The sequence below is a fragment of the Vibrio sp. SCSIO 43155 genome (assembly GCF_023716605.1).
GTDB lineage: Bacteria > Pseudomonadota > Gammaproteobacteria > Enterobacterales > Vibrionaceae > Vibrio > Vibrio harveyi.
In genome coordinates, this window is the sequence record NZ_CP071853.1 from 941,999 (window position 1) to 954,838 (window position 12,840).

Consider the following 12,840-nt stretch of genomic DNA (forward strand, 5'->3'; position numbering starts at 1 on the left):
CAAAAGGCTGCCGATTGGCAGCCTTTTTTGTTATTTAGGACAAGGTAAAATTTCTAGTTTATAACTTTTGTTTTTACTCATCGGTGGTCCATATAAAATACCACATTGAGTAAGGCTTGCACGAGGGTCGTCTCTTGGAGCGATAACCATCTCTCGAGTAAAAGAACCGGCCTCGTGATGAAATGTCTTCCAGTCGGAATTGCTGCTCTCATTTATTCCTTGAATCAGTAGACCAATAGTGTGGTCATCTGCATCTGGGTAACCATATAGGAAAGTGCATTGCATCGAGTCACTTGTCTTACAGCCATCAAATGGCAGGTTAGTTGCAGGGTAATCTGTCTTTTTATTAGAGACGTAAGGTACGCTTTCTAGTCCCGCAGTTGCCATTTTTCCATACCCAATGGCAAGAGCTGATGCAATTGCACCTTTCATTCCTTCCAAACGCGCTTCGCGAGCATCATCTTGAATGTTTAAGAAGCGGGGTGCGGCAGTGACAGCAAGGATGCCAAGAATTACGATTACAACAACAAGCTCAATTAAAGTAAAACCTGATTTTCTTTTCATAAACCATCTTTAAGTTAGGTTGATACGATAGTCTAATATTTATTTGTTATTTAGTGTCTTAGACTGTGAAATTCTACGTGTGGTGAATTTTGATAGTGCATTCACTCTATAAAAGCCGCTGATTATAATGTCGATTTTGTGTTCTGGATAGAGGAGTATTGATAAATTAAACATTGCATCTTTGTACAAAATTCGAAGTTGCAGAAAGTGAGCCTCTAAAGTTCGGTTATTGAAATATTTTGATTGTGTTTTAGATAGGTTTGGTGAATCCTACGCAGGGCGAGAGTAGGTGAATAATAGATAATTTATATTTAACTAACTCTCTAATAAATAGATAAAATATAAGAACGCATCGATGGAATTCGATTCTACTAATTTGCTTGCAATGGGGCTGATTTTCCTCGGCTCTTATGTACAAACGGCTATTGGCTTTGGCTTGGCTATTGTCGCGGCTCCACTACTTATTCTATGGGCTCCGGAATACGTTCCTGCTCCCATCTGTTTAGTTGCATTGTTTATTTCATTAATGAATGCGATGAAGCACCGCAGTAATGTTGAACTCGGTGGTTTGAAGATGGCGTTGATCGGTCGTATTCCCGGATCGTTAGCGGGTGGGGCGCTGTTGTTTTATGTTTCGACAGAAGCGTTAACGCTTTGGATTGGTTTTCTCGTGCTTTTTGCTGTGGCTGTGAGTGTCTTACCTTTTCGCATTGAGCCAACACCAGGACGCATGACGTTTGCAGGTTTCTTTTCGGGGCTCTTTGGTACAAGCTCCGCGATCGGTGGACCGCCAATGGCGTTACTACTTCAGCATCAAGAAGCGAATCAGTTACGTGGTAACCTTTCTGCTTTCTTTGTGTTTAGCTCTATTATCTCGTTGGTGGTTCAAATTCCGGTGGGATTCTTCAATCTTCATCATTTGATCATTACTTTGCCCTTACTGCCTGCAGCCGCATTCGGCTATTGGTTGGCAATAAAAACAACACAGTCCTTGCCTAAAGAAAAAGTGCGTTTCGGTGCGCTAGCGCTGTGTTTTATTAGTGGAATTACCGCGGTAATTCAAGGCCTAGCCTTATAGCGAATATTGGTCCTTTTGTTTCGCTTTACAAACCAAATTTGCTCTATAGAATCGCGTCACTTTTTTATTTGTCGAGTCAGTTATGAACAACAATCGTTACGGCAATTTTATGGCTGCACTTTCCTTTGTTATCTGGGGATTGTTGCCTGTTTACTATCGCTTTCTGCCAAATGCATCAATGGATGAACTGTTGGCGCTGCGCATCATTGGCTCTGTACCTGTGGGGTTTCTATTGGTACTGGCGATCACGCATCACATGCCGAAATGGGCTGCTATCTGGAAAGATAAAAAGTCCCTTTGGTATACCTTTGTTGCAAGTAGCCTAATGTGTATTTCTTGGGTTGCATTCACTTGGGCGTTAACCAATAACCGTGTTATTGATGCGAGCTTAGGCTTCTTTATTGGACCTTTGGTTTCTGTTGCGCTGGGTGTTTTTGTCCTTGGTGATAAGCTGTCAAAAGGTCAGTTCATTGCCATTCTTTTAGCAACTATCGGTGTGGTTTATCAGGTTATCCAATATGGTCAGTTACCATTAGTGGCGCTGACAATGGGCTTATTCTTTTCTCTTTATGGCTTATTTAAGAAAAAGATTAACTTTGATTGGAGTACAACACTCTTTATTGAAGCGGTGGTGCTTACCCCAATCGCATTGGCATATCTGATGTTTAAGCAATGGACGATCGGTGAGTTATCTTCAACCGTCGATATGACCACGTTCATGCTTTATTTAGGAAGTGCGCCAGTAACTATTCTCCCACTGATTTTTTATTCGATTGCGATCCGAATTACTAACCTGTCGACAGTAGGGTTGATGCAATACATTGAACCGAGTCTTCAATTTGTATTGGCTGTCGTGTTCTTTGGTGAACTATTCGATAGTGTAAAAGCGGTGACATTTGCTTTTATTTGGGTGGGTCTGCTGTTCACGATCTGCGAAGGTATCGCCAAGCTTTCTAAGCGTAAAAAGCTCGCTAACCACTCTCTTTGATGATTTCTTTCTTTAGATTTATAGGGCTAATTTATACCCAAGCAACTTCGGGATGCCCGGTTCAGGTAGAATGCCTTGGTTTGTAGACGCGGCGGCGATTTAAAGATCTAGTCACTCTAAATCAAGAATGTATGTATTTTATAAATGTGTTTTTTATAGAATAATTAGCTCACAATAATATTTAAAGAAGGAAGTTTTATGGTTACCGCGCTTTACGCATCTATTCTCGCATTACTGCTCATCTGGCTCGCTTTTCAAGTCATCAAGCAACGCCGCAGCAACAAAATCGCTTACGCCGATGGTGGAGTTGAGGCGCTTCAAATCGCTCGCAGCGCACAAAGCAATGCCAGTGAATACGTTCCTATCACTCTCATTTTAATGGCGTTATTAGAATATAACGGCGCTTCGCTACTGTGGATACACCTTGCTGGTATTGTATTTGTGATTGGGCGTGTGATTCACGCAAAGGGAATTCTCGGTGAGGATTTAAAAGGTCGAATTACAGGGATGAAGTTAACCTTCTTTACTATGATTGGTTTAGTAGCCCTTAACTTGATCTATTTACCTTACGGGAGCTTATGGTAAAAAAATCGACATACTTACCGCCTGCATGGCTATTGGTGTTTGTTGGACTGGTTCTTAATATTGCTGCGATTATCTTAACCAGTGTTGTGTTAGATAAACTCGGTAAAGAGATCAGTTTACTGGCTGAACAAAAAGCCGATAACCTCTATTCGATACAACTCGCTTGGAATAGTGTCGAAACATTGGAGCGAAAGCGGGAAGTATTGTTGTTGCATTTGCACCTTGCTCAGAGTGAACCTGTTTCAGAAGAAATGAACCAAGTGTTGAGAGGGCATTTGTCAGCATGGACAGGGCAGGAAGTAAGTCCAATCCAAATTGAACAGTTACCTAATCTGATGTCTGAGATCAATCAGGCGCAAAATAACTATCGTAATCGTATAGACAGCTATTACCTTGCCAACTTGGAAACCACGGAAGTGATGACAGGTTTGGAAGAAAAGATGGCTTGGTATAAAAGTATTGGTTTGTTTCTTCAAGTCTTCGGTTTGGCATTAATTTTAGCGCGAGATCTCGCCCGTAAGCCATAAATGAATTGAAGATTGCATTTGCATATTGCAAGGTCTTGTTCGCAATATGCAATGAGTGGAAAGTGGTTAATGTGATTATTCGTTCAATTTGACTGCAAATGATTAAATAACAATCGGTTTTACTGCATCGAAAAGTTGGCATGTCTAATGCTTTAGTTTATATGACCCTTTTAAGCCGAGGGTCACCTAGCCAACTGACGTTGTTAGTGAACCAGATTGTTCACAGAAATATATAGCCAATCACCCGATTGTGATTGGCTTTTTTTATTCTTGTTAGCCAGGGAACACAGGTCCTGAAGTCTGCTGACTCTAGCGAATGTTGATAGTGTTGTCGCGCCTGTCGTACATGTCTGGGGTGGTGTGCAGACCGCCAGCATATCCAGCCGCTTCCAATGTTTCTCTCACTTCTCGCACATCTGCCGCCGTCACTTCCTGCTGTTGATCCCCGAGATGCATACGTACAAAGGTAATGAGCTCGGCTAAACGTGCGTCAGAGAGGATATCCTCAAAACTTGCCATCGGCATGAAGTTACGCTCCGGATCAATATAGGTAGGCTGCAAGCCACGCACCGTTACCGCAATAGTGTTGAATGGGTCACTGTGCATGATGATGCCATTATTCAAGAGCGTTGGTGCAATAGGGTCTCGACCTTTACCATCGTTCCCATGACACGCGCCACACGTTTGCTTGTAAGTAGCATAGATCGGATCTTGATAGGCAGCTTCATCGAACCCTTTCGGCTCTAAAGGCACCGCATCGGCAGCAATGAAGTTGTTTACGTCACCGCTGAGTAGGTAATAAGACATGGACTCGATGTCTTCGCGCGTCATCAAACTCAAGCTGTTTTTGACCACGTCAGCCATCCCGGCAAAAGCGGTACCTTTGTCTGAGTGACCAGTGTGCAAGAAGTCGGTTAGTGTTTTCTCATCCCAACCACCCACATACAGCTCTGTAGACGTAATGTCAGGTGCGTTCCAACCATCTATCAAGTTGCCTTGGAAGATGCGTTCAGGGATTAGCGCTTGAGCAATGTTACGCGGCGTATGGCACTCTGAACAGTGCCCTAAACCTGCCACCCAATATTTACCTTTCTGCCACTTCTCGACGTCCTCCACCACGCCCTCAAGCTCTGAAGGTAGGTTGTAGTCGATAGGATCGGTGTCCATAAAGACAATGTTCCAACCAAGGAGACCAAGGCGAATGTTCGATGGGAACATCATGTGGTTTTCATCGTTACGACGCGCCACGGCAGGGATAGACTGCATGTACTCCCACAAATCCGTCATATCTTGTTCAGTCAGATATTGATATGAGGTGTAAGGCATAGCAGGGTAGAGATAACCGTGTTTGCCTTTACCTTTCACGAGTGCATCACGAAAGTCATCATAGTTATACTCACCAATACCTTCACTGGCATGAGGCGTGATGTTAGTGGAGTAGATAGTACCAAAAGGCGTAACAAACGGCAGACCGCCCGCAAAAGGTTCGCCACCTTCCGCACTATGACAAGCGACACAATCACCGGCGTGTGCCAAGTACTCGCCACGTTCGACAGACTCGGCATTAAGCGCTGAGAGTTTTTGCTCTTCCTCTTCGCCTGCTTTATGGATGTAAGCGCCAATGGCGAGGATCTCGTTTTCGGAAAGCTGGTTTTCAAACGCTGGCATCAGATTGTTCAAACCGTAATTGATGGTGTGTTGAATCTCTTCGATGCTGCCGCCATGAAGCCAAACGCTGTCTGACAAATCAGGCACACCGGTTTGTTGGTTTGCGATGGAGCCATCTCCATGGCATGAAGCGCAGTATTCCACAAACAGACGTTTACCAAGTTCAACTTTTACCTCTGGCACGTCACTGTGGCGTTGATTGAGAGAGGCGAGGTAATAGGCGACTTTATTTACTTCGTCTTTTCTCATTACCTCTACCCATCCCGGCATAGCACCGTTACGCCCTTTTGCGATGGAGTGAATAATGGCATCGTCATCTCCACCATACATCCATTCTTTATCGATAAGGTTAGGAAAGTGTTTTTGCCCTTGCGCGTTATCTCTATGACAAGCGGCGCAATGGGTCTGAAACAGCATGCGTCCAGTGCGTACTATGTCGGTATTTTGTGCAAGTACCGCCAAAGAGGTGTTTGTTACTCGGCTAAACTGCTGATCGAGTGTGGTCGAAGGTGAGCTGAGTTTGTCATTTCCTTGGTCATAATTCACCAATCCTTTCCATTCACCTAGCCCTGGATACAACACTAAATAGCCTGCAGAGAGTAAAAACGCGACAGCGTAACTTATAAACAGCAGCTTAGGTGGTGGGGCATCTTTCTCATCTATGCCATCAAAAGAAGCAATGGTGTGGTCTTGATCTGCTTTGTGGTTGCTTCGCCAATACTTGACGATAACACTCACCATAAGGGCAAAAAATATTATGGTGCAGGCAACTGCCCACCAGTTCCAGAATGTGCTCATGGTGCCACCTCCTGTGCTGTGTCTTGACCAAGGCTTTGAAGGTAACGAATCAAAGCTTCACCCTTGGTTTTACCTCGAATTTGTAGACGTGCGTCTGATATCTCTTGGTCGGTATAGGGTACGCCTAACGTACGCAGTGTTTCCATCTTGTTGCCAATGGCATTACCAGACAGAGTGTGCTCAAACAACCAAGGGTAAGCAGGCATGATGGATGTTGGTACAACTTGGCGTGGATCGATAAGGTGCAATACATGCCATTGGTCCGAATATTTCCGACCTAGGTTGGTTAAGTCTGGTCCAGTACGTTTAGACCCCCACAAGTTTGGGAACTCGTAAATATCATCAGACTCTTGGTTAGCGCGACCATTGCGCTTGATTTCAGGTTCCAATGGGCGAACCATTTGTGTGTGGCACACATGGCAACCTTCGCTGATGTAGATATCGCGCCCCGCAAGCTCAATTGCGGTTAGGGGCTTAGCTAAACTGCCTTTGGCGATGTCATCCGTGCGAAGAATATTCGGCACAACCCAAACTGCGAGTGAAAAAGAAGCTACAACCACCGTGGTGATGATTAAGATGATAACCGAGTGAGTAAAGTCTTTGCTCATCTTATGCCTCCTTTGCCACTAGTACGGATGGAGAACGCACGGTCTTATACAAGTTAAACGCCATCAGGAACAAACCAAGTACAAAGAGTGCGCCACCGAAGAAACGTAAGAACAACCATGGCGCTTTAAAGTTCATGGCTTCAATAAAGCTGTAAACCAGTTCGCCATTCTCGTTTTGGGTTAGCCACATGTAGCCTTCGCCAATGCCTGCAACCCAAAGTGCGATAGCGTAGATGGCGACACCAGCATGGGCTAGCCAGAAGTGCCACTTGATCAAACGCTGCGACCAAAGTTCGGTTTTGTTCCAAAGACGAGGGATGAAGTAGTAGAACACCGCTATACCGGACATGCCTACCCAACCTAATGCACCGGAATGAACGTGCCCGATCACCCACTCGGTGTTATGCGCTAACATGTTGAACCAGCGAATCGCCAATAGAGGTCCTTCAAATGTGGCCAAGCAGTAGTAAAGAATTGCCGAGAAGAAGAACAGGCAAATGTAGTCAGACTTGAGCTTCTCTTTGTTTTGTAGAAGTGTCATCGCACTGTTGAAAGCGCCTGCCCAAGAAGGAAGCCAAAGGATGAGAGACATGATGATGCCAATGTTTTGCACCCAAACAGGTACTGATGAATAAACCAAATGATGAGTACCTGCCCAAGTGTAAAAACCAACCAAGCCCCAAAAGTGGATCACAGACAAACGGTAAGAGTAGATAGGGCGGTCAGCGGCTTTAGGTATGAAATAATAGTTCATACCAATCACACCGGCAGTCAGCAAAAAGCCCACCGCGTTGTGCCCCCACCACCATTGCACGATAGCGTCTTGCGCTCCGGCAAACACAGAATAGGACTTCATCAAAGAGACGGGCATGGCAAGGTTGTTCACGATGAAAATCATCGCAATAACAATGATAAAGGCGGCGAAGAACCAGTTCGCAACGAAGATATGGTCAACTTTCCGCTTCGCAATCGTGCCGAAAAACAGCACAGCGTAGAGCACCCAGACCAAGACGATCAGTACGTCGATTGGCCATTCTAATTCTGCATACTCCTTAGATGTCGTGTAGCCAGCCGGTAACGTAACGAGTGCTAAGAACAGCACCAATTGCCATCCCCAGAAAACCATCCAAGATAAACTTTGATTGAAGAGATTACAGCGTCCGGTGCGTTGAGCGATGTAGAGAGAAGTACCCATCAAAATGTTGACGACAAAACCGTATATCACGCCGGAAGTATGTAATGGTCTCAGGCGACCGAATTGGAAGTATTGAGAATCAAAGTTGAGCACGGGCCAATATAACTGCGCGGCAAGAATGACACCGATGATCATCCCTGCAATAGCCCACACTAACGATGCCAACACAAAATACTTCACAACTTGAGTGTTGTATTGAGTTGCTGCTTGTTCCATAAGAACGCTCCTCGTTTAAGGCTGCGGCTCGTTACCTAACTGTGAGTAGTAATGGGCGATGTCTTCGATATCTTGATCAGAAAGTGCGTCAGCTTGCTGCTGCATTAATACCGCCAGACCACTTGTGCGCTCACGCGCTTTGTAATCCTTCAAAGACGAAATTAGATAGCTCTTTTTCTGACCGCGCAAATTCGGGTAGGCGTCGATAGTAGAAATTCCGTCGGTACCATGACACGTCATACATACTTTCGCCTTTTCCTTACCAACCTCAAATTGAGCATCGGTATTGGTGTCGGATGCGAAGGTGATCGGAGAGAAGCACATAGTGACGACGAGAGTCGTCTTCAGCACTGTGCTCATGCATTGTGTGTTCTTTAATCTCATCACTGATTCCCTAGTAATTTGAATGCGTTTTCACTAACTTGGGCGTTTTACAAACAGGTTCTTCGCTCTTATTCGTGAGGTGAATGAACGGGTTTGTTTTTTATTGTTGTAGGTTAAAGAGTAAGCAGGTACTGGCGATATCGCTATGTACAAGCCGATTTAGTTGTGGTTTTCATTACTAATACGCGCCAACTCGATGGATTGGACAAAATCACTACCAATAAAACTAAAGTGAAAAGAGGTGCTTAGCTTTTGCCTTTTGAAAAATGGTGAGTTTTGTTTGATTTGAGTGGGCTCAGTATTGTTTTAAGAGGATGAAGGAAATTGAAAACCGCCCTGATTTATACCCACTAGACTTTTAAATCGCCGCCGCGTCTACAAACTAAGTTATTCTCGCTGAACCTAGCATCTCGAGGCTACTTGGGTATAAGCAAGAGCGGTTAGAGAATAGGAGATCTTTCAAAACACATTATCGACCGCGGTAGATCATCATGTCGTAGATATGTGTGATGGATATTGGATCGGCTTCGATAGTACTCACGCGAAAAGAGGAGATAAGACTAAACAGAGAGCCGAGCGCAATTGGAGCAATGATAAGCAAGGCGATCAGAATGAAAAAGAGTACGGTTGAATGTCTCATAAAGCACCTCCTGACGTCTGTTTTGTTTCGTTGCTATTGTAACATTTTGCCCCGAATTTAGACTTAGGTTATTCCGTACTGTATTTGAGTTTTTACCTAAAGGATTACTTGTTATTCTGATGGTTTCAAATAACAAAATAATGACAGGGTTTCACAGTAATTTTCTCGATGATGAATTAGTCACAATGTATACTGTGAACGCTTCGCAAACGTTAACACTCCTCAGTCTAAGTACACATTTAGTCCAGCATTTGCGATGTAAATATAACTAGCAATCACGCATTAAAATCAATGATATATGAACCCCTTACGAATCCTTCGTAGGGTCTTTTTTGTGAGTAATTATGTTTAACTCAGAACGCAAAGCTGCATTCGTGCTCGTCGCTACTACGATGATCGCGGCATTAGGGTGGATCTTCTCTAAAGAAACCATTCAAGGTCTCCCACCATTCGGATTTATCGGTCTGCGATTCACTATCGCTTCACTGTGTTTGTTGCCTCTGTGTATCAAACCGCTTCGTGCTGCCAATAAGAAAGATATTTTTGCCGCGGCAGGCGTTGGTGTGCTTTTGGGAGGCGCGCTGATGTGTTGGATCTATGCGATTTCAATCAGTGATACGTTAGGTGAGGGCGCATTCATCATGAGCCTATCAATGCTGTTCGTACCCATTGTCGCGTGGATTATGTTTCGTCAAAGACCTCAACGAATTTTTTGGGTGTCACTACCAATCGCGATTCTTGGCTTAGGGTGTTTGTCTTTAGCTGGTGGTTGGCAACAATCTAGCAGTCAGCTGTGGTTCTTAGGCGCTGCTTTGATGCTCGCTCTGCACTTCAACGTAAACAGCAAGTATTCGCAAAAATTGCCTGTGTTATTACTGACGTGCATCCAATTGTTTGTCACGGGTTTGATTGGTTTGTTGATTTCATCTTTGGTGGAAACGGTGCCAACTGAAGTATCGGCGTCTATCTGGATTTGGTTTGCGCTGAGTACGCTTTTGGCAACCAGCTTGCGTTATGTGATGCAAACCATGGGACAAAAGTTTGTCCAAGCGGGTAACGCTGCACTGATTATGATCCTTGAACCTGTCTGGACAGTGATCTTGAGTGTGATTTGGTACGGCGAAGTGCTGACCTACAATAAACTCGTTGGTTGTGCGCTTATCTTATTCTCTTTGGTGATCTACCGAACTGGCGGTAGACTCCGTTTTCCCAAACGGGCGTAATTCAGTTTATAGAGCCAGCGAATTAACCCTCGTTGGTTTTTCATTCCTTTTCACTTTTAGGCAGGATGCTTTCCATGGCAAACACAGAACATCAAGAGACGCTGGATTCACTCGATAAAATCAGCGTGTGCTTGTATCGCTTTGGTATTACTTTGTTTGCTATGGCGCTGCTTGTTTTTTCGGTTCTTGTCTCTGGTGCAATTTCTAGTTCACCATTGGTTTACCAAACCTCAGTCATTGCGCTTTGTGTGGCTGGTGCGTTATCTGCCGCGAACGTTCATGTTTACAGCAAACACGTACGGGCCGTGATCAGTTGGGCGTCTTGGATTGGCTTGGTATTGATGGTGAGTGACTTGGAGTTTCAGCGCACTTGGTTAGGGCTTGGCTTTATCTTTGTGACCTTTTCGGGCATTGCGCTTAAAGAGTCTTTTTGCTTTAAAGTGCCAGGCTTGAAGATGGTGCCCGCGTTTCTCGTTTTAGCAACGTTTGCGCTGTGGTTTAACCTTCCAATCCTTGCTGCCATTACTATGTTGTTGGCTGGCTTGGTAATGGGCTTTCTGTCTTTTGCTAAGTGGCGTATGCCGCTGCATTTTGATATCGGTATCAAAGCGAATTACGAGATCTAACGCTGCTTTAACGCCAGCGAGACTTTTGAGGTCGGTTGGCGGTTTAACTCTTCACTGATCATCCATCCGGCTTTTGCCAGCAACTCCAAATCTACTCCGGTCTCGATTCCTAAGCCTTGGCAAAGGTAGAGCACATCTTCGGTGGCAACATTACCTGACGCGCCATGAGCATAAGGGCAGCCCCCAAGCCCAGCCACACTACTATCAATGGTATTGATGCCCATCGTTAAGGCTTGGTAGATATTCGCCAACGCTTGCCCCCATGTGTCGTGAAAATGCACCGCAAACTTATTGGTTGGGACTTTTACTTGTACGGCTTCTAACATTTTAGCGATGCGTATCGGCGTGCCTGTACCTATGGTGTCTCCAAGTGAAACCTCATAGCACCCTAATTCCATCAGCAGGTGAGCGACTCTTGCGACTTGCTCGGGCTTGGTTGGCCCGTCGTAAGGGCAGTCTGCCACGCAAGATAAGTAACCCCGAACGGGAATGTTATGCTTTGCTGCCAATTCCATTACTGGTTCAAAGCGGGTAAGACTATCCGCAATCGAGCAATTGATGTTGTGTTGGCAAAAGCCCTCCGATGAGGAGGTGAAGATGGCGACTTGGGTAGCACCGGCTTCTAGCGCCTTTTCAAAGCCTTGCACATTAGGCGTTAGTGCTGAGTAGATGACGTTGTGGCGGCGGGTGATTTTCTTCATCACATCGAGTGAATCCGCCATTTGAGGTACCCATTTAGGCGACACAAAAGACCCTGCCTCAATATGGGTGAGTCCTGTATCAGAGAGCAAGTCGACTAAGCGGATCTTGGCTTGCGTGGACACCAGTGATTCGTTTTGCAGACCGTCTCTCGCACCCACTTCGACAATATTTACCTTGTTTGGCAAATTCATTTCTTGCCCTTAGCTGGCTTGTTTATCCAACCCGGTTCTCGTTTCTCCAGAAAGGCTTGCAAGCCATCTTGTCCTTGCGGCGATACGCGAATGTCGGCGATGAGCTGGCTCGTGTATTGGATAAGCTGACCATCAATCGGATTTTGGTGGCATTGATGACATAACGCTTTGGCTTTTCGCATCGCATCTGGGCTATTGAGCAGCAAAGAATCAATCAAGCTTTCTACCACGGCTTCGATTTTATCCAGCTTATGAACCTCATGCACAATGCCAAACTTTTCAGCCTTAGCGGCGTTAATCACTTCGGCGCTGAGTATGTAACGACGAGCTTGTCGGTTGCCCATTGCTCGCATGACATAAGGAGAGATGGTTGCTGGAACCAGCCCCAGTTTGACTTCACTCAAGCAGAAGTTTGCATTCTCCGCTGCGATGGCGATATCACAGCAACAGATCAAGCCCAATGCGCCACCAAAAGCGGAACCTTGCACAACCGCAATAGTAGGCTGAGGGAAAGCGTCCAATGTATGCATCAGACGTGCAAGGTTCTGCGCGTCTTCTAGGTTTTGCTTTCTGGTGCTACTTGCCATGGATTTCATCCAATTCAAATCAGCACCAGAGGAGAAATGTTTGCCGTTTCCTCGAAGCACTAAGCATCGAACATCGGTACGCAAGGCGAGGTAGTCCAGCCTGTGGATCAGCAGATCAATCATGCAGGCATCAAACGCATTGTGCTTCTCTGTGCGATTGAGCGTAAGCGTTGCGACGCCGAATTCATCGACGTTCCAAAGTACTTCATCTTGTCGTTGGGTATTGGGGATGATACTCGGTTGATGATCCTGCATGTGAC

The 12,840-nt window shown here is 45.2% G+C and carries 14 protein-coding genes; 6 read left to right on the forward strand and 8 right to left on the reverse strand.

Features of this window, described 5'->3' with window-relative positions; all coding sequences use genetic code 11:
* Positions 1-30: 30 nt before the first annotated feature.
* Positions 31-564, reverse strand: a complete 534-nt coding sequence (locus J4N44_RS21075) for a type II secretion system protein (RefSeq protein WP_114092475.1) — start codon at positions 562-564, stop codon at positions 31-33.
* A gap of 355 nt (positions 565-919) precedes the next feature.
* Between J4N44_RS21075 and J4N44_RS21080 the strand changes: the two genes are divergently transcribed.
* From J4N44_RS21080 to J4N44_RS21095, 4 genes are all read left to right on the forward strand, one after another.
* The gene (locus J4N44_RS21080; protein ID WP_005449394.1) at positions 920-1,642 is read left to right on the forward strand and encodes a sulfite exporter TauE/SafE family protein; all 723 of its coding nucleotides are present in this window, start codon (positions 920-922) and stop codon (positions 1,640-1,642) included.
* Positions 1,643-1,724: 82 nt separating this feature from the next.
* A complete protein-coding gene (gene rarD, locus J4N44_RS21085) occupies positions 1,725-2,630 on the forward strand; it encodes an EamA family transporter RarD (RefSeq protein ID WP_009696156.1) in 906 nt (301 codons plus the stop codon).
* 198 nt (positions 2,631-2,828) lie between these two features.
* Positions 2,829-3,215, forward strand: coding sequence for an MAPEG family protein (locus J4N44_RS21090; RefSeq protein WP_005449392.1), 387 nt, complete (start codon positions 2,829-2,831; stop codon positions 3,213-3,215).
* Entirely contained in the window at positions 3,209-3,742 is a 534-nt protein-coding gene (locus J4N44_RS21095) for a hypothetical protein (protein ID WP_038898728.1), read from the forward strand. The genes J4N44_RS21090 and J4N44_RS21095 overlap by 7 nt, the downstream gene beginning before the upstream one ends.
* A gap of 309 nt (positions 3,743-4,051) precedes the next feature.
* Here the strand turns inward: J4N44_RS21095 and J4N44_RS21100 are convergent, their stop codons facing one another.
* The 5 genes from J4N44_RS21100 to J4N44_RS21120 form a co-directional block, all read right to left on the reverse strand.
* Positions 4,052-6,208, reverse strand: a complete 2,157-nt coding sequence (locus J4N44_RS21100; RefSeq protein ID WP_252045728.1) for a cytochrome c — start codon at positions 6,206-6,208, stop codon at positions 4,052-4,054.
* Positions 6,205-6,816 carry a cbb3-type cytochrome c oxidase subunit II gene (locus tag J4N44_RS21105; protein ID WP_252045729.1) on the reverse strand — a complete coding sequence of 204 codons (612 nt, stop codon included), beginning with the start codon at positions 6,814-6,816 and terminating at the stop codon, positions 6,205-6,207. Before J4N44_RS21105 ends, J4N44_RS21100 begins: the two co-directional genes overlap by 4 nt.
* A 1-nt stretch (position 6,817) precedes the next feature.
* Positions 6,818-8,227, reverse strand: a complete 1,410-nt coding sequence (ccoN, locus tag J4N44_RS21110) for a cytochrome-c oxidase, cbb3-type subunit I (protein ID WP_005451576.1) — start codon at positions 8,225-8,227, stop codon at positions 6,818-6,820.
* 15 nt (positions 8,228-8,242) lie between these two features.
* On the reverse strand, positions 8,243-8,611 hold the full coding sequence (locus tag J4N44_RS21115) for a c-type cytochrome (protein ID WP_050936004.1): 369 nt from the start codon (positions 8,609-8,611) through the stop codon (positions 8,243-8,245).
* Positions 8,612-9,080: 469 nt separating this feature from the next.
* The gene (locus J4N44_RS21120) at positions 9,081-9,251 is read right to left on the reverse strand and encodes a hypothetical protein (RefSeq protein WP_009696160.1); all 171 of its coding nucleotides are present in this window, start codon (positions 9,249-9,251) and stop codon (positions 9,081-9,083) included.
* A 344-nt stretch (positions 9,252-9,595) separates the two neighbouring features.
* Here J4N44_RS21120 and J4N44_RS21125 point away from each other — a divergent pair, with 344 nt between their 5' ends.
* Together J4N44_RS21125 and J4N44_RS21130 are read left to right on the forward strand one after the other, a co-directional pair.
* Positions 9,596-10,474 carry a DMT family transporter gene (locus tag J4N44_RS21125; RefSeq protein ID WP_252045730.1) on the forward strand — a complete coding sequence of 293 codons (879 nt, stop codon included), beginning with the start codon at positions 9,596-9,598 and terminating at the stop codon, positions 10,472-10,474.
* A 74-nt stretch (positions 10,475-10,548) separates the two neighbouring features.
* The gene (locus J4N44_RS21130; protein WP_252045731.1) at positions 10,549-11,100 is read left to right on the forward strand and encodes a DUF2301 domain-containing membrane protein; all 552 of its coding nucleotides are present in this window, start codon (positions 10,549-10,551) and stop codon (positions 11,098-11,100) included.
* Here the strand turns inward: J4N44_RS21130 and J4N44_RS21135 are convergent.
* Entirely contained in the window at positions 11,097-11,993 is an 897-nt protein-coding gene (locus J4N44_RS21135) for a hydroxymethylglutaryl-CoA lyase (protein ID WP_252045732.1), read from the reverse strand. The two genes, J4N44_RS21130 and J4N44_RS21135, sit on opposite strands and share 4 nt — an antisense overlap.
* Positions 11,990-12,835, reverse strand: a complete 846-nt coding sequence (locus J4N44_RS21140; RefSeq protein WP_017188970.1) for an enoyl-CoA hydratase-related protein — start codon at positions 12,833-12,835, stop codon at positions 11,990-11,992. Before J4N44_RS21140 ends, J4N44_RS21135 begins: the two co-directional genes overlap by 4 nt.
* Positions 12,836-12,840: the final 5 nt, after the last annotated feature.